Raw genomic sequence first — 16,969 nt, forward strand, 5'->3', positions numbered from 1 at the left:
CCTTTCCGGGCATTTCTATTTTACAATAAAATTATGACTTTTTCTACTGTAACCTCTTATCGTTCCTGCTCCCGCGTCTTGCTTTGGGACGGGTAAAGAATACTATCGACGTTCTTTTTGACAATGCCGTACTCCTGCATTTGCTTTTTCGCTTGGCGGTAATCCTCATACAATTTGCTTTTCCTGTCGTTTAAGCTGCTATACTCCTTACGCAGCGCGGCGAGATCGGGCAGCTTCTTTATCTGCATTTCCTTTAATGCCCTTGCCGCAGCTTCAAACAGGATAATTTCGCTTTCATGCCCCCGCAGATACTTTTCCTTGTCCCGCGACTTTTTGTATTCCTCGTAAATCGGTTTTAATTGTCGGTATGTGGTTGTGTGCTTGATAAGCAGCGACAAATCAGACATACGCTGCTCTACGTCCTTAACCGCCCTTGCCGCCGCGTCATGGGCGGTCATAATATCCGCGATTTTGCTTTCAAGGTCGCTATAATATTCAATCTTGTTTTCGGTTAGGAAGTTCATGCTTTTTGCCGCCTGTTTCAGATTATGGATTTTCGCCCACCGTTCATAGCCCGCCGACTGTTGTGCTTTGATACTGTTTTCAAGATCGACGACAAGCCGGATTTTCCTATCTTCCCGCAGCGGTTTTGACTTGGCGATATATACGCCCTTGATACGCTCCTTTATCGCTTCTTCCGTATAGGCCGCGCCGAGCGTCTTTTCTTTCAGACGGGTAAAATGCTCTTGTCCAGCGGCGCGGCAGGAAACATATTTGCCCCGTTTGATTTCATACCCCATTTCCTGCAAGCGGCGCAGCAGTTCGTCAAAATCTTTCACTTGGGGAATGAGAGTATCTATCGCCGTTTTCAGCTTTGCTTTGTAGCTTGTCCCTTGCTTTTCGGCGGTGTATTCTGCATAGCTTTTTCCCTTGTCCTGTCCCGGTACGACGACGGATAGCCCATGCTCTTTACATATCCTGTCGCTGGTGCGCCGGATAAAGTGATAGCTTTGCTTGTTGGAATGGTACTTTTTGTAGTCAACGAAGCTAACCGCGTTGAAAATCAAGTGATTATGCAGATGGTCTTTATCGACGTGAGTTGTCAAAACAAACTCATACTTGCCGCCTAATACCGCCCCGGCAAGTTCCATGCCGATTTTGTGCGCTTCTTCCGGTGTGGTTTCTCCCACCGCAAAGGATTGTATCAAGTGCCGCCCTAAATGTGTGCCGCGATCTCCGGCAGCTTCCCGCGTCCATGCAAACTCAATATCGGCGGTTTCCAGCCCGCAGCCGAAAGAGGACGCAAGCAGCTTCCCGTCTGTCTTTTCGGGATTTAAGATATAGTCTATCGCAGCCTTTAAGGTTGATTTAATAGGGTGCGTCTTTGTAACCGCCATATCTCGTCCACCGCCTTTTTAATGTCCTCTATATCCTGCCTGTAAACCGTCCCCGTCGCATTGGCGCGTTTTGCAATTTGGTTGATGTTCCGGCTCACCGCTTGCAGTTCCCGGATATATGCTTTTGTGTCGCTTCGGTCAACGACAAGAATATACCCGTCTATCGCCATTTTACGGAAGTATGCCCCATACTGCTTTATGGGAAGCTGCTTCATCTTCTCGTCGATCAGCCGCTTTTCTTCTTCCGTAACGTAAAACTTCATCTGTATATTTCTCTTTCGGTTTTCCATTTCCGCACCGCCTTTCGGTATAAGGGTTTGGGATTATCCCAACAAGCATTTTCCGCAAACGGGTACTCGTTTGCTGTGCTTGCTATCTACTCCATACCCCCACCGAAAGGCGGTATTTGTTGCGCGTTCCTTTGATTTTGGACGCAAAAAAAGATTGCAGCCGCCATGCGCTGCAATCTCCCGATTTCTCATATTGTGAGGTTAATCCTCTGCTTTTTCGACTTCCGTTATCTCCCTTGCTGTTGCGGTTACAATCCGTATGCCTTTATCGCTCATACCGTCCAGCAGCGCGTCAAGCTGCCGCCGCCCGGTGGATTTCTCCGCATTGCTGTTCGGGAAGAAAAATTGATCTACCGAAATATGATACCGGGTTACAAGGTCATAGAATACCTGTAAACTCGGCTGTTGTCCCTTGTTCTCGATATTCGCAAGGTAGCGCGGGGAAATATATAACTCGTCGCTTACCTTTTTGCGGCTCTCGCCGTATTCATTTCTCGCGGCTTTTATAGCTGCCCCGAAAGCCTTAAAGTCGTACAATGGTACGGGTCTTTTTGCCATTTTCATTCACCCTGTTACATTTTACAGTTCACCTTTCTTTTTGGATATGTCCACACAATTCATATCATTAGGTTAAATACTTCCTGTTGTGTATTGACAGTAGACTGATTTTCTGATAAAATAAAATTTATGTAAAAGGAGGCGGCGTTTATGTTGCATAGCATGCGTATTAGATAAGCATTGAAAAAAAGGATTTTCCCATTTTCAACATGGGCTTTTTTGTCATGCTTATTTTGCGGATGCTATACAAAAAACTAACGACGTATAGATATAGTATAGACATAGTGCAAGCTATGCCTTAGTTTTGTTGTACTGCTCTGTGCATTATAAATGCAGGTCAATGCTCATGTTGAGGATTGACCTGCATTTTTTTGTGTAAAAAGGACGAGTGAAATATAATGCTTAAAAAATATTGGATAAAATGTCCGATTTGTAACGGAAAGACGAGAGTTCAAGTATTTCATAATACTGTATTAAAAGATTTTCCTCTTTTCTGCCCTAAATGCAAATTGACGCATATCATTGATGTAGAAAAATTAGAGATTGTAATCAAAAATACAGAAAAACAAACTTTTATTATTTAGAAGAAAGGATATAAAAATGAAACGTTTACCTAAATATACGCCTGCGGAAGTACGGAATGATCCATACGGATTTACTTACAAAGAAATGTCGGAAGTTATTGGCGAGAATGAAGCAAAAGCCTTATATGAAGAATTATATAAGCAATTACCACGCAAAAAAAATCTATCAATGTTGGTAAAAAATATTTGCAAAAGCAGTGATACTGAAAAGTATGTTTACGAACTGAAAGACAACAAATACATTGAAACGGTTTTTATCAAGCGGCGAGATGGTGGAACTGTTTGCGTGAGCACACAAGTCGGTTGTCCTGTTGGTTGTATTTTTTGTGAGTCCGGGCGAAATGGCTTTGTTCGTAATCTAACATCGTCAGAAATCGTACAACAGATTATATTGTTGCGTCGAAAAGTAAACCGTATCGTTTTTATGGGTATGGGAGAGCCTTTATTCAATTATGACAACTTGATAAAAGCAATCCATATTCTCCGAGATAGATATGGGCTCAACTTTCCAACCGACGGCATTACCATATCAACAGTTGGTCCGGTCGATCAATTAAAAAAATTGCGCGAGGAACATCTTAAAATTCAGTTGACAATATCTTTACACGCAGCAACACAATCTGCAAGAAATCGTATTATTCCTCACATGCGCATATATGCTATTGAAGATGTTGTTAAGCAAGCCTTATCCTATTCTGAAAGGCATAATCGCAAAATTGTCTTTGCGTATTTGCTTTTACCGGGTATAAATGACCGGCCCTCAGATGTAAGACAACTTGCAAAATGGTTTCGGGGCAAAAAAGTTATGATTAACGTGTTACAATACAACCCAACAAGCAATTCAAGAATTAAAGCACCACAGAAACGGGAAATAGTTGCATTCAAACATCAATTAGAGCAAGCAGGACTTGAAGTTACTATGAGAGTTTCTCATGGCAGAGAGATTAACGCGGCTTGTGGACAGTTAGCTAACACATATAATAAATTCAAAAAAAAATGATTAAAAGTGCCAGACGCATAGACGCAGAGCCGATAACGCATTAGGTCAAAAAACCTATGTGTTATCGGCTTTTTTATTTAATATTGCGCAAAAGCCGCTGTTCCCTATTATAGAATGGATTGCGGGTAGTGTATTAAAGTCGCCCTTTTTTAAGGATACGGCGGTATCGGGGAGGTATCGCCGTGTCCATTTTTATTTACTGTAACCCGCCTAATGCTTTGCGGTCAAAAAAAGCTATGCTCCGCAAGCGGGATATTCCGGCTATGAATGTGAACTGTCAATACATTTAGCTACTGCTTACATTTCCTTTGCGCCCGTCCGCGTCTTGCGGACGGGCGCATTTTGCTTTTTTCAACTTTTTTCTGAAAAGCGCACTCAAGAGCCATCTCCCGAACGGGTACGGAGCGAAAGGGGCAGAGAGGACAAGCCCTTAACTCCCGTCCTCTACTCCACGCGGGAAGGAGGTGAACTCTATGGAGCTATCTTCTTCCGACAAGGAAAGAATACAACATCAGTACGACGCATTAGCAAAGAAAACTTTGGTCGGCGAAGCGAAAAGCCACCGCCGCACTCTTGCGAAACGCGCAGCACGCGAAGTTACTTTTTCGGATTTGAGCGAAAGCGAACTCGCGCAGCTTTTCACAACGGACGAATACGAAAGCGATTATTTCCGTTTTCAAGTGTCCGGCTTTGATGTACTCGTCAAAAATGAACTGCTTGCCGAAGCCCTTAACGCTTTGCCCGAAAGGAAACGCGACATTATCCTTTTGTCCTACTTCTTGGATATGAGCGACGCGGAAATTGGCGAACTGCTGAATGTTGTACGCACGACGGTTTTCCGGCACAGGAAATCCGCGCTTGCGAAAATCAAACAGTATTTGGAGGGAAAAGCAGATGATGAATACCGTTAGGAAGTCTGAAAATCTGTTGCCGTTCCCTGTTATTTCCGCAGCGGTCAACGGCGACACAAACGCCATGTGTGCGATCTTGAAGCATTACGAGGGCTACATAGCGAAACTTTGTACCCGTACGCTGAAAGACGACGCGGGCAATACCTATTCCTTTGTTGACGAGGAAATGAGGAACAGGCTGCAAGTGCGCCTTATCACCCGCACACTTGCGTTTCGTATCAGATAATTTTCAAGCCCATATGGGAAGTGTGTCCCCTTTTCCACGCTTCCCTCTATGGGTTATTTGTCGTTCCGTAACAGCATATCGGAAACGGTGTGCTGTTACAGGCCGACAAAGCCGATTGTTCTTTGACAAAGAAAGCGGCCTTTGGTGCGCAGCATAACAGGCAAACGGGTACATTCCGTCTGTATCGAGCCGGGCGGCAGGTACGCCATGACGCTTTTTCCCTACGGGGAAAAGCCGAGCGAGAACTACCGCGCCGTAAAACAGGTTTAGCAGCTTGTGGGCGACGACATACAAACGGCTACAATGATACTCCCGCGTTGAACGCCCTCAAAGCATTGCGCGGCGCACCCATCAGCATGGGCCGGGGTGAAACTCCCGTGAGGTTGCAGCTAACAACCGCCCGTTTTTGCCTTATTTCTCATATCGTACAAGCCGGAGCGCATATTCTGTACTATGCCGCTAACCGGGAGGGAAAGAAGATGATTACCAAATTACAGCTTCAACAAATGAGAAGCGTTGATATTACACAGGTAGACCGCAGCACTTTGGTTGATATTCGCAATATCCATATCGACAGTTCCTTGCCAGCAGTAAAGAAAATGCAAAGCTACTTGGAGCAGATCGTCAATCCGTATTGTTTTCTTTGCGGCGATACGCCCGTAAGAATACGGTTTGTCGCAGAGGATAGGACGCTGAAACAATCATTGTGCGATTACTTTTTAAGTCTGAAATAACCGCCGACCTTTCCCTAACCTTATGGGTAAAGACCTTGTGATTATGGGGCGAAAATGGTATAATTAACTCGTAATCATAGGGGGAAAGGAGGTATAATGCCCCGCATACGCAAAGACAAAGCGGTACGCAGTTATGCAGAGCCGTTTTGGAAAATTGGGCTATACATTCGACTATCCAGAGAGGACGACAACGAGGACGAAAGCGAGAGTGTTATCAACCAAGAAAAGATACTCCGCGACTTTGTAGACAGCTATTTTGAGCCAGGCACTTTTGTCATTGTGGACGTGTTTGCCGACGACGGATTGACAGGCACCGACACAGCGCGACCAAACTTCAAACGGCTTGAGGGCTGCATTGTCCGGAAAGAAGTAAACTGCATGATTATCAAATCCCTTGCACGCGGTTTCCGCAACCTTGCCGACCAGCAAAAGTTTTTAGAGGAGTTCATACCCATTAACGGCGCAAGGTTTATTTGCACAGGCACGCCATTTATTGACACTTACGCAAACCCCCATTCTGCAAGCGGGCTTGAAGTACCTATAAGGGGAATGTTCAATGAGCAGTTTGCCGCGACCACTTCCGAAGAAATCCGCAAAACATTCAAGATGAAACGGGAACGCGGCGAGTTCATAGGCGCATTTGCCCCTTACGGCTACAAGAAAGACCCAAACGACAAAAACAGCTTGATTGTAGATGAAGAAGCAGCGGAAGTTGTCAAAAGCATTTACCATTGGTTTGTCAATGAGGGGTACAGTAAAATGGGGATTGCAAAGCGACTTAACCAAATGGGAGAGCCGAACCCCGAAGCCTATAAGAAGAAAAAGGGCTTTAAGTACAACAACCCCAATTCCGACAAAAACGATGGTTTGTGGTCTGCCAGCACGATTGCAAGGATATTGCAAAATGAAGTTTATACGGGCGTAATGGTGCAAGGCCGTAATCGCGTAATAAGCTACAAAGTACACAAGCAGATCAACGTCCCCGAAGAAGAATGGTTTGTCGTCCCCAACACACACGAAGCGATCATTGACAGGGAAACGTTCGAGAAAGCGCAAGCCCTACATAAGCGCGACACAAGGACAGCCCCCGGCAAACAAGAAGTTTATCTCATGTCCGGCTTTGTCCGTTGCGCGGATTGCAAAAAGGCCATGCGGCGCAAAACCGCCCGCAATATTGCCTACTACTCTTGCCGCAGCTATACCGATAAGAAGATTTGCAGCAAACATTCTATCAGGCAAGACAAGTTGGAAAACGCGGTATTGGCAGCGTTGCAAATGCAAATTGCCCTTGTAGATCAGCTTGCAGAAGAAATTGAACGGATTAACAACGCGCCTGTTATCAACCGGGAAAGCAAGAGATTATCCCATTCCTTGAAACAGGCAGAGAAGCAGCTAAAACAGTACAATGACGCTTCCGATAGCTTGTACCTTGATTGGAAAAGCGGTGAGATTACCAAAGAGGAATACCGCCGCTTGAAAGGCAAGATTGCAGAACAGATACAACAGCTTGAAGCGAACATCTCCTATCTGAAAGAGGAAATGCAGGTAATGGCTGATGGTATCGGAACCGACGACCCGTATCTAACCGCCTTTCTGAAATACAAAAATATTCAGAGCCTTAACCGCGGGATTATGGTTGAACTCGTAAAAGCGGTTTGGGTGCATGAGAACGGGGAAATAACGGTTGACTTCAATTTTGCCGACGAGTACCAGCGAATTATTGATTACATCGAGAATAATCACAACGTTATCCGAGTGATTGAAAACAAGGCAATCTAACGGCTTGCCTACTCAACATAAAGGAAAATCTAATGTTGTGCATAAATAAACGGCTCTACTGGCCCACAAGGGCCTCAAGGAGAAACGGGACCTGCGGGGGAAACTGGTCCTACTGGTGCTACGGGGCAGAAAGGGGCAACGGGGGCGACCGGGGCTAAAGGTGATACTGGACAACGAGGAAGTCAATGGTACTCCGGTACCGGGATCACCGGAACGTCTACAACAGCAACCATATTTTCGGGATCTGGGGTGTCGGCAGCGTTGGTTGGTGACTATTATCTAAATACTTCTGCCGGATATGTATATAGATGCACAGTAGCCGGTGCTGCCAGTGTGGCAAAATGGGTATATGCTGGCAGCATTAAAGGGCCAACTGGGGCACAGGGGCCGACGGGACCAACTGGGGCGACTGGTCCGCAGGGCGCGAAAGGGGATAAGGGTGATAAAGGTGATAGGGGATTACAGGGGCCGCAGGGCGACAAAGGAGATACGGGCGCAGTAGATGCTACCACGGTGATCCCTTTTACCACGCCTTCTGTGGATACCGATATGGTCAGCGGCGATCCGATCAACATCCTGTTTGGCAAGATCAAAAAACGGTTGTCCGTCCTGGTGGACAAAATTGGTGATCTTACCACGCTGACAACGACGTCGAAAACGAGCGCTGTTTCCGCAATTAACGAGCTAAATAATAATTTATCGTGGTCAAAATTATCCGAATCCGCCGTCGTAGGAAGCACGAATCCCGTAAACCGGGACTTCACGCAATACCGGGAACTACTTATTGTAATTGGCGAAAATACCACAGGAAGTAATACTCGATTTGTTTTCAACATTCCAACGGCCTGTTTGACTGACACTATGCAAAAATTCCGGGACGGCTATTATCGTGACAGCAGTGTGAATGCATTTTGTTCCGTAGGTGTTACAACGACCACACTGTATGTTACCGATTTTAACATCAACGGTACATCATATATGAGTAATACCAACAATCTTAGGATTGTGTATGCACGGTAATGATTACTTATACAGGTATCCTACGGACGCGTAGCACCACTGGTTTACGCCTCCAGAGGACGCATTTGATAGCGATAAACTCGTAGGCTTTGCGGATGTACTGCCAAGCAAGTGGCCGGATACCGCAGCAGCATTAGATGCGCCCGTTACGCTGATCAAAAACGCGCATAAGTCTCCAGTATTGTATTCCAGGGCTATTGTGGTCTCCCCTCCGGTATTGAGATTTGCCTGGTACAGTTTTGAACGAAACTTAATAACGGTAGATAAATTATTATTTACCGAACAAATGGTTGGCTTTTGGAAAAGAGGGTGATAGACAAAAATTGAGATACCGTTTCAGCCGGTCCCTGCGGGGGCCGGTTTTAATTTAAGAAAGAGAGGAAAAAAGATGGAGAAAATATTTAATACAATCAGTTTTGTTTTTGGAGTTATCGGAGGATTTATCGCTAAATGGCTAGGGGGCTGGGATGCATTGTTAATAACAATTGTAGCCCTGGCAGCACTGGATTATGCGACCGGCGTGATTAAGGGGATCTATAAAAAGCAGCTATCATCCGAGATCGGATATAAGGGGCTGCTTAAAAAGATTGTTATGTTCATTGTGATTGCGGTGGCGTTTATAATTCAGAGATTAATAAGCGACATTATTCCGCTACGCGAGGTTGTGATCATGTTTTACGTATGCAATGAGGCATTAAGCTTGCTTGAAAATGCGGCCGAATTTGTGCCGATACCGGATAGGCTGAAAAATACGCTGTTGCAGCTTCGAGATAAAAACGATACGGAGGAAAAAGAATGAGAGGAATAGACGTAAGCTCCTATCAGGGGCGGATAGATTGGAACGCGGTTAAAAAAGACAATATTGATTTTGTCATCCTCCGGAGCATTACCCAAAACGGGAAGCCGGACGCCCGCTTTGATGAATATTATACCGGTTCCGTGGCTGCCGGATTCCGCCCGGATGTGTATGTGTACATGTACGATCTGACACCAGAGTCGGCGAGGGTCCGCGCCGGGAAGGTAGTGGATCTGATCCGAGACCGGCAGGTCAAGCGGGTGTGGCTTGACATGGAGTTGGCAGCACAGCGGAATCTCCCGAAATCCCGCCTGACCGAGATCATCAATGCGGCCGCAGAAGTGATCCGGGCCGCCGGATACGAGGTCGGGATCTATTGCAATCAGGATTGGTATGATAATGTCCTGGATGTGCCTAACCTGCCGTACATGTACTGGATCGCCAGGTATGGATTGAACAACGGGACCGCTCCGGATAAGTATCGCCCGGAGGAAGCTGTGATCTGGCAGCATACCAGCAATGGATTGGTGGACGGGATCGCTGGCCGTGTAGACATGAATATCTGCTATAAGCCTGAACTGTTCGACGTCATGTCCGATCCGGCCCCCGCCCCGTCGTCTGGCCAAGCAGAAGTGGAAGCGTTGCAGAATGCCCTGAACCTGGATGGATACAGGGACGCTGCCGGAAGACCGCTGGTTGTTGACGGGAAGATGGGGCCGCGTACCCGGGAGGCGATCCGTAAGGTGGTCCTTAAGCGGGGAAGCGACGGGGTGACCGTGGATTGGGTCCAGAAGCGGATCAACGAGATCATGGCTGCTGGCCTGGACGATGACGGAAAGTTCGGCCCTGCGACCGAAGCTGCCGTGAAAGATCAGCAGGCGCGGGCGGGGCTTGTCGTTGATGGCTTGTGCGGACCGAAGACGATCTCCAGTCTACTATAAGTATAAAATTCCCGACCAGTTTTGTTTTTTTATTTCTGGCCGGGAATTTTATATATTATCAATGATTTATAGACACTTTTAAAATTGTGTAATATAATAAAATGAGAGAGGTGAAAAATATGAAATTATTGAATTTTTTATATCGTATTTTTTTTAATACTGTCTCGTTTTTAGCTGTAATGAGCATATGCGTAGCAATTAATATCTTAGTCTTAAGCGAAGAACTCTTATTTTCATTAAACGGATTATTATTAACGGTATTCATTCTAGATATAATTATATCTATTTTTTTTACTGTGAAAATAAATCTGTTTCTGACAAAGTATCTTTAGCCAACTTCAATTTTTCTGGAGATATATCAGCTGGTGTTATTTCGAGAGGAATTATACATTTTTGGATAATATCCCGGACATCTTCTCCTATCATACCATCTAAACTGGCATCAATAAGTTGTGTTTGTATACGATTGATTTTATCTTCTAAATAATTATCGTCATTAATTTGTTTTGTTGCATCTAATATCTTAGCCTTTTCTTTTTCTTTTTCTTTTTTTAGTTCCAGTTCGAGTTTTTCATTTTCAAGCCTTTTAGTTCTTAATTCTTCTTTTTTTAATTCCGTATTAATTTTTTCTTGAGCGACTGTGGATTTTAAGGTAAATATTCTTTTTAAAAACTCTGGAAGATCGTTAATATTATTAATTAGTTTCTGAGATGTAATTAAAATAAGAAAAGCATTAAAAACAGTTTGACCATGATCTACAAAAAAGTCTATTATGTTTTTTATTGTAAATAAAATTGGCCCTTCTGAACTTACATTAACCTTAGTTGTTACTTTGGATGAATCAAAAAAATGAGAAAAGTATTTTCCGCTTCCGTATAAAAAACCAGATAGATCTGTTAATCCTATATCGTTCGACTGATTTACAAATAATGATATATGTAAATCACCCTGATAAATGAATATATCGAATATCAAACTTAAAATCAAAACCGCATGTTCATCAACATCATCAATGCCATTATAATTTCTTAAAGTCTGATAAAGATGATAATTGATTTTTTTAGTTTTTATGCTTCTTAATGGAATAATATGCCTCCTTTTTTTATATGGGCATTTTACGTTAATCATTGCGGCAGGTTCTTTTTCTATTCTATATGATATTTCATTTTCTTTTTCAATAGTAGCGGTATCATCCTCAAAGTAATCACCCGCTAATGCTATTGTAATTTCTTCAGTCCCTGAATTTGGAATAATAATTAGATCATTTATTTGAATGTCATTAATAAAATAATTGCATTTATTAATTACCTTTGTTGTTTGTTTTATATGTGGATGATCTTTTTTTATTTGATCAGGAAGAGTTGGATTAAATTTAACATTAAGATTTGTATTTTTATCGATTGTGTTATAACCTAAAGCAACAAATTCGTCTTTAATATATTCATGATAGAAGAAGCCTTTCTTAGATCTGATCATCCAATAATGGATATTTGGTGAAATAACAGGTATATTCTGATTAAACGATTCTTCTAAAATATTACCTAGATTTTTATTATCCATATGATTGTCCTCTGGCTTTTTTATTTATAATATACCAAAAATTTACAGATTACAACATAATGGACAAATATCTTTACAATTTAGTAATCCCCGGTCATCATTGGCCGGGGATTGTGATAATATCCTTTCGAGGATCTATGTAAAACAGCATATTATGTCTGTATCTGCCTACAAGTTGCCCCTGCGCCTTAAGTGTGCGGATAATTTTATTGTGGGTTTCTATACTTATAAGCCGCGGGTGCATGCCTTTATAAAATTTCCCGCAAAATTTGTTAAAACCGCAGTATAGTGGATTGGTAATAATCACAAAGACGGACTGCGGCGTGGGGCGCTTTCCGCGTTTTCCTCGATATCCTCTTTCGTCACACAACCGTGCAGTTTCTATTAAATTCTTCCGCTCTAAATAAGTTCGTGCCGCAAAAAGCACATACTCTGCTTCCAACTCATTATACATGAGACTGTCTTTCCCGTGTAGATCATACCCCAGGACGCTGGTACATGTCCGTTTCCCCTGTTCGGCGCGTTCAGCCATTCCTAACATCACATTTTCGGAGATGATTTCCCGCTCAAATTGTGCAACAAGTCCAAGGATTCCTCTCATAAATCGACCAATCGAGGTGCTGCTGTCAAACGGTTCAGTATAGCTGGTTAGAAAAGTATTATATTCTTCGATCTGGTCGCAGGTTTCAACCAGATCAATCAAGCATCGGGAAAAACGAGAAAGCTTCCAGACAAGAACAACTCGTTTTTTATTTTCAGGGTTGTCTTTAATGTCCTTAAGCAACCGCAACAGATCCGGCCGATGGACGATATCTTTTGCAGATATACCTCGATCCGCATAAAACCCGAGAACCTTGTATCCATGCTCTGTACAGTATTGTCTAAGCTTCTTTTCCTGCGCAGCCAGGGAGTACCCTTCCTCTGCCTGGTCTGCGGTACTTACCCGGATATATATAAACGCTTCCGTGACTTCTTTTTCTCGACGGAGCTTATATTTCTCGTATAGTCTTTTCTTCATATGATCACCTATTCTGATTTTGGGATAACAGGAATAGGTTCCGGGCTTTCTCCCTAAAAACCCGTCAAACTTGCTGACCGACGCCCGGTTCGCACTAAACTGGGCCAAAACTTGCTAAACAGTACACTATTCCTGCATCCACCCCGCCGGGTCTCCGGCGGACGCTTGCGGCTTAAGGATCTGTTTAGAGCCGCCGCAACGGCTACTATGTTTAATCTGTAAATTCCCAGCCTGCCTCCTGCAGGAGCTCAATGGCCTCATCAAGATACTCCTCCGCGCTATATGCGGTCTCAAGTTTGTAGATCGTCGGACTGCGGTATTCACGCCAATCATTTGAGCTGATGAACGTGTCGCTCCACACATCTGCGTCATCCGTATCAATCATCATTGTGTAGTAAGCACCGGTGTCGAGCTTGCAAAAGCGGATGGCTACCGCATATTCCCTTTCGATTTTCCTGGATAATTTTTTGATGCTAGTCTTTTTCATTTCAAATCCTTTCTGCCCTCATAACCTCCGGGGCGGGTGACATGTTATCTTACGTGCTCAATTACGTATTTCGCGCTGGTCATTGCGGAGAACTGATCCATCAGGCTATCCATGCCGGCATGATACTCATCTACAGTCATTTTCCCGCCGGCCATCATGCATTCACACAGCACGTTTGTTTTGTCGAGTTTCCGATTAATTATGTGTGATGCATAACTGATCTGCTTTTCAGTTCCTTCCAAATTCAGCTCACACCGGAAAATCCGGTTAATATCTTTTGAACTTCTCATTTCGATAACTAATGTCATTTCTTTCGCTTCCTCCCATGCCATTTTCAAACAGAGGGCGAAGATGTTCCGGCTATCCTCCTTTTTGATTTCCCATGCTCTTTTCATGATTTTTCTTAAATCGTATTTTTTCATCTTCGTTTCCTCCTTCATTTGATAGTTCAATTATACATGATATCTCATGTAATTTCCATCGACATAATGCATGAAATATCATGTAAAAAGTTGTGCAAAATGCATTAAAAATCGTGTAATTGACAATGAATGAAAAATCATGTACAATAAATAATAGGAAAGGGGTGAAGGATTTGTTGAAATATAAAATTGATGTCTTGGAATCGCTAAAAGAGGCTGGATATACGACTACCCGGCTAAGACGGGAAAAACTGTTGAACGAAAGTGCGATACAGTATTTGCGTGAAGGGAAGCCAGTCGGTCCGGTTCCTCTTAATCAGATATGCAAGTTACTGGATATGCAGCCAGGGAACATTTTAAAATATGTTGAGTAAAATACATGATAAAACATGTAAAAGTATATTGACAATACATGAAATATAATGTATACTTATATTAAGTTAAGAGATTAACTTAATAGCCGGGGCAGGACGGGGAAAGGAGGAACAATGACGGAGGCTATGACAAGACTGGAACTGCTTACATTGCTCTACTCTATACAAGCTCTGATGGAGACCGGGAACACAGATAAGGCGAAAGAGATCATCGAAAAGGTGATCAAAGAGGCGGAAAGCAACGAAAAATAAAAGAGCCAAAGGCTCTAAAGGGGTAAACAAGGGAGGGCGGGCTTGCCACCGCTCCCCCGTTTTTTATATGATAGCATATTTTTTAGGACCGGGAAAGGTCCTTTTTTAATTCCGCCGCCATCTGATCCAGGGTAATCCCATACAGCCGGCAGAGCTGCACGATATCATCGATCCGCGGCTCCCGGTGTCCGGTCTCCCAGTTCCCCAGGCATTGCCGGGATACATGGATCTGATCGGCGGCTTCCCGCTGCGTTAGGCCGGCAGCACGCCGGTACTCGGCCAGTTTTTTCCCGATTTCCATATGATCGCCCCCCTAATTGCTACATTATGAAGCTTTTTCGGTGCGATTGCAAGCTAAATAATAATTTATCATGGAAAAAGCTCTCGGAATCTGCTGTCGTTGGTAGTAGCAACCCTGTTAATAGGGACTACACCCAGTACAGAGAAATATTGATCGTGGTGGGTGAAAATACAACAGGTAGCAATACCCGGTTTATTTTCAACATCCCTACGGATTGTCTAACTGAAACTATGCAGAAGTTCCGGAGCGGCTATTATCGTGACAGCAGTGTAAATGCATTTTGCTCTGTCGGTGTTACGACTAGCACACTGTATGTTACCGATTTTAACATCGGGGGCACGTCATACATGAGTAATACCGACAATCTTAGGATTGTGTATGCTCGGTGATGATTACTTATATAAGTAGCCTACAACGGCATAGCACCATTGATTAACGGCCCCAGAGGACGCATTAGCAAGGTTTAAACTGGTAGGTTTTGCAGATGTGCCACCGAGTAAGTGCCCCGAAACTGCCGCAGCATTGGAGGCCCCGTGCACGCTGATCAGGAATGCACATACGTCGCCGGTATTGTACTCGAGCGATAGTGTTGTCTGACTCCCGGTGTTGATATTTGCCTGGTATAATTTCGAGCGAAACTTAATAACAGATGATAAATTATTATTTGGAGAACAAATGTTCTTGAACTCGCGCCGAAAAAAGGTAGGCAATGTCTACAATTTGTCTACCTTGTGCAAGTGTTGGTAAGTTATGAAAAATTATGATAAGATATAAAAAGTGATGAGGTTTCACATATAGCATAGGTTTAAGGACTTAAAAAATGTCAATAAGTTATGAAAAACGATAATAAATTATTGAGTGCTTACATACGGTGCATGTGGAGACCGTCACGCTTCTCGTGAGGAAACCTTAATTCAATGCGGGTTTGCGGGATTATTTGAAGAAAATGGAGTTGTGTTTTTACGGAAGGTAAGATGGATAAGTTTCCCTGGAGTTGGAGATGGGGATAACGTTGGAGAATTTGAAAATGAGTGCATTGTTGGATGAAAGATATAAACCGGCAAAACCTCTACTATCTGGCGAAACATATATTTGAAAAAGAAAGGATTATATTGTGGAACGAAAATATATATTTGAAGCTGGTCTTGATGTTTTTACATCATTTAAGACTATTGTTCCAGTAGAGAACCTAATGGAATTAAGTAAATTTGATGAGCATTTATATCATATTTATGGGATATTGTCTTATAATAGGATTTACTTTAGAAAAGAAAAGACAAAAGTAATTTCAAATGGTATTCAAGTTACTCTTTTCACTGTAGAAGATGGTAATGAGGTGAATTATGACTTACCTTTGTGGGAGATTTTTCCAGGAGTGGATTATCGTAAGGTAAAACTTACACTTACCTTCCCCTACACATTTATTGCGGTAAAAATAGAGGATGAGGATTTTTTGAGTTCGCATCCCGAAATTGTGAATCCGGAAATAGAAGTCCATGCACAACATTTATTTAGTCTATTTGCAGAGACCTTGGTGCATAAGCAGGAATTTAAGGTGCTTTATATTGGACAGGCATATGGAAAGAACGGTAGTAGAACCGCATTTGATCGACTAGCATCTCATTCTACATTACAAAGTATTTTGACAGATTACCAAACTAAAAATCCTAATAAATATATATATATTTTGCTCCTAGAATTTACGCCTAACTTGTCCATGTCATTTGACGGATTAACAAAAAGGTATACCAAGAGTGAGGAAGAAAGTGACCAGCATATGGAAGAAGTTTTATGCGATTTACCCAGAGGAGAGCAGATTATTAATATAACAGAAGCAGCACTTATTCATTATTTTAAACCGGAATATAATGTCACTTTTATAGAAAATTTTCCTAATGTGTATCATAAAGGATACAAACAGTATTTTGATTTGGATTATAATTCGTTGACAGTTGAATTAGACATGGAATTTGACCATGCGCCAACAATCCAACTATATAGTAAAACTAATCGTATTAATTCGTCCTTTGATTTTATAAGGTATAAATTATATAATGATATTGAACGTTTGAGCATGTATGAAATTTTTGAAAAGAAGGATAGAGGGCTGGCTATTAAAGGGTCAATCTAGTTTGAGAGATTGGTAGAGAGATGTACAGAAGTATGTATGATAGGTAATAATGACGGAAATAAAGTATGTCGATTGAATATTAAAGGTGGTGTCTGCGAAGCATACTTTAAAGGTGAAAAAGACATATCATATCTGGCTGAACAATTCGAAATAAGCAATTGAATAAAAGTTATTTAACGAAAGGGGAG

The 16,969-nt window shown here is 42.8% G+C and carries 20 protein-coding genes; 12 read left to right on the forward strand and 8 right to left on the reverse strand.

From position 1 onward, the window contains the following. Positions 1 to 56: 56 nt before the first annotated feature. The 3 genes from KTH90_RS00535 to KTH90_RS00545 form a co-directional block, all read right to left on the reverse strand. The gene (locus KTH90_RS00535; protein WP_238726065.1) at positions 57 to 1,397 is read right to left on the reverse strand and encodes a relaxase/mobilization nuclease domain-containing protein; all 1,341 of its coding nucleotides are present in this window, start codon (positions 1,395 to 1,397) and stop codon (positions 57 to 59) included. After that, positions 1,358 to 1,687 (reverse strand): plasmid mobilization protein, encoded by a 330-nt coding sequence (locus tag KTH90_RS00540; protein ID WP_002584958.1) that lies wholly within the window; start codon positions 1,685 to 1,687, stop codon positions 1,358 to 1,360. Before KTH90_RS00540 ends, KTH90_RS00535 begins: the two co-directional genes overlap by 40 nt. 201 nt (positions 1,688 to 1,888) lie before the next feature. Next, entirely contained in the window at positions 1,889 to 2,245 is a 357-nt protein-coding gene (locus KTH90_RS00545; RefSeq protein ID WP_002584957.1) for a helix-turn-helix transcriptional regulator, read from the reverse strand. Between the two features lie 398 nt (positions 2,246 to 2,643). Here KTH90_RS00545 and KTH90_RS00550 point away from each other — a divergent pair, with 398 nt between their 5' ends. The 9 genes from KTH90_RS00550 (at position 2,644) to KTH90_RS00590 (ending at position 10,236) form a co-directional block, all read left to right on the forward strand. After that, positions 2,644 to 2,829, forward strand: a complete 186-nt coding sequence (locus KTH90_RS00550) for a cysteine-rich KTR domain-containing protein (RefSeq protein ID WP_003431289.1) — start codon at positions 2,644 to 2,646, stop codon at positions 2,827 to 2,829. Positions 2,830 to 2,845: 16 nt separating this feature from the next. Then, positions 2,846 to 3,829 carry a 23S rRNA (adenine(2503)-C(2))-methyltransferase RlmN gene (gene rlmN, locus KTH90_RS00555; RefSeq protein WP_002584956.1) on the forward strand — a complete coding sequence of 328 codons (984 nt, stop codon included), beginning with the start codon at positions 2,846 to 2,848 and terminating at the stop codon, positions 3,827 to 3,829. Between the two features lie 473 nt (positions 3,830 to 4,302). Then, entirely contained in the window at positions 4,303 to 4,740 is a 438-nt protein-coding gene (locus KTH90_RS00560; protein WP_002604474.1) for a sigma-70 family RNA polymerase sigma factor, read from the forward strand. Further along, positions 4,724 to 4,966, forward strand: a complete 243-nt coding sequence (locus tag KTH90_RS00565; protein ID WP_238726066.1) for a helix-turn-helix domain-containing protein — start codon at positions 4,724 to 4,726, stop codon at positions 4,964 to 4,966. Before KTH90_RS00560 ends, KTH90_RS00565 begins: the two co-directional genes overlap by 17 nt. Before the next feature lie 122 nt (positions 4,967 to 5,088). Then, the gene (locus KTH90_RS00570; RefSeq protein WP_238726067.1) at positions 5,089 to 5,700 is read left to right on the forward strand and encodes a DUF6870 family protein; all 612 of its coding nucleotides are present in this window, start codon (positions 5,089 to 5,091) and stop codon (positions 5,698 to 5,700) included. A gap of 96 nt (positions 5,701 to 5,796) precedes the next feature. Further along, positions 5,797 to 7,479 (forward strand): recombinase family protein, encoded by a 1,683-nt coding sequence (locus KTH90_RS00575; protein ID WP_238726068.1) that lies wholly within the window; start codon positions 5,797 to 5,799, stop codon positions 7,477 to 7,479. 333 nt (positions 7,480 to 7,812) lie between these two features. Further along, positions 7,813 to 8,499 carry a collagen-like triple helix repeat-containing protein gene (locus tag KTH90_RS00580; RefSeq protein WP_238726069.1) on the forward strand — a complete coding sequence of 229 codons (687 nt, stop codon included), beginning with the start codon at positions 7,813 to 7,815 and terminating at the stop codon, positions 8,497 to 8,499. A gap of 388 nt (positions 8,500 to 8,887) precedes the next feature. Then, on the forward strand, positions 8,888 to 9,298 hold the full coding sequence (locus tag KTH90_RS00585; RefSeq protein WP_238726070.1) for a phage holin family protein: 411 nt from the start codon (positions 8,888 to 8,890) through the stop codon (positions 9,296 to 9,298). After that, on the forward strand, positions 9,295 to 10,236 hold the full coding sequence (locus KTH90_RS00590; protein WP_238726071.1) for a GH25 family lysozyme: 942 nt from the start codon (positions 9,295 to 9,297) through the stop codon (positions 10,234 to 10,236). The genes KTH90_RS00585 and KTH90_RS00590 overlap by 4 nt, the downstream gene beginning before the upstream one ends. Positions 10,237 to 10,527: 291 nt before the next feature. Here the strand turns inward: KTH90_RS00590 and KTH90_RS00595 are convergent, their stop codons facing one another. The 4 genes from KTH90_RS00595 to KTH90_RS00610 all read right to left on the reverse strand — a co-directional run bounded on the left by KTH90_RS00595 (position 10,528) and on the right by KTH90_RS00610 (position 13,723). Beyond that, positions 10,528 to 11,796, reverse strand: a complete 1,269-nt coding sequence (locus KTH90_RS00595; protein ID WP_238726072.1) for a hypothetical protein — start codon at positions 11,794 to 11,796, stop codon at positions 10,528 to 10,530. 97 nt (positions 11,797 to 11,893) lie between these two features. Next, positions 11,894 to 12,814, reverse strand: coding sequence for a recombinase family protein (locus tag KTH90_RS00600; protein ID WP_238726073.1), 921 nt, complete (start codon positions 12,812 to 12,814; stop codon positions 11,894 to 11,896). Between the two features lie 211 nt (positions 12,815 to 13,025). Further along, positions 13,026 to 13,301 carry a hypothetical protein gene (locus KTH90_RS00605; RefSeq protein WP_238726074.1) on the reverse strand — a complete coding sequence of 92 codons (276 nt, stop codon included), beginning with the start codon at positions 13,299 to 13,301 and terminating at the stop codon, positions 13,026 to 13,028. Between the two features lie 44 nt (positions 13,302 to 13,345). After that, the gene (locus KTH90_RS00610; protein ID WP_238726075.1) at positions 13,346 to 13,723 is read right to left on the reverse strand and encodes a hypothetical protein; all 378 of its coding nucleotides are present in this window, start codon (positions 13,721 to 13,723) and stop codon (positions 13,346 to 13,348) included. A gap of 125 nt (positions 13,724 to 13,848) precedes the next feature. Between KTH90_RS00610 and KTH90_RS25245 the strand changes: the two genes are divergently transcribed. Then, positions 13,849 to 14,097 carry a helix-turn-helix domain-containing protein gene (locus tag KTH90_RS25245; protein WP_238726076.1) on the forward strand — a complete coding sequence of 83 codons (249 nt, stop codon included), beginning with the start codon at positions 13,849 to 13,851 and terminating at the stop codon, positions 14,095 to 14,097. Positions 14,098 to 14,211: 114 nt separating this feature from the next. After that, entirely contained in the window at positions 14,212 to 14,349 is a 138-nt protein-coding gene (locus KTH90_RS00620; RefSeq protein WP_238726077.1) for a hypothetical protein, read from the forward strand. Positions 14,350 to 14,431: 82 nt separating this feature from the next. On the opposite strand, the gene KTH90_RS00625 is transcribed toward KTH90_RS00620, so the two are convergent. After that, positions 14,432 to 14,650 carry a helix-turn-helix transcriptional regulator gene (locus KTH90_RS00625; protein ID WP_238726078.1) on the reverse strand — a complete coding sequence of 73 codons (219 nt, stop codon included), beginning with the start codon at positions 14,648 to 14,650 and terminating at the stop codon, positions 14,432 to 14,434. A gap of 1,114 nt (positions 14,651 to 15,764) precedes the next feature. Between KTH90_RS00625 and KTH90_RS00630 the strand changes: the two genes are divergently transcribed. Then, a complete protein-coding gene (locus tag KTH90_RS00630; RefSeq protein WP_238726079.1) occupies positions 15,765 to 16,781 on the forward strand; it encodes a hypothetical protein in 1,017 nt (338 codons plus the stop codon). Positions 16,782 to 16,969: the final 188 nt, after the last annotated feature.

Origin of the sequence: Diplocloster modestus (genome assembly GCF_019042245.1) — a bacterium.
Lineage (GTDB): Bacteria > Bacillota > Clostridia > Lachnospirales > Lachnospiraceae > Diplocloster > Diplocloster modestus.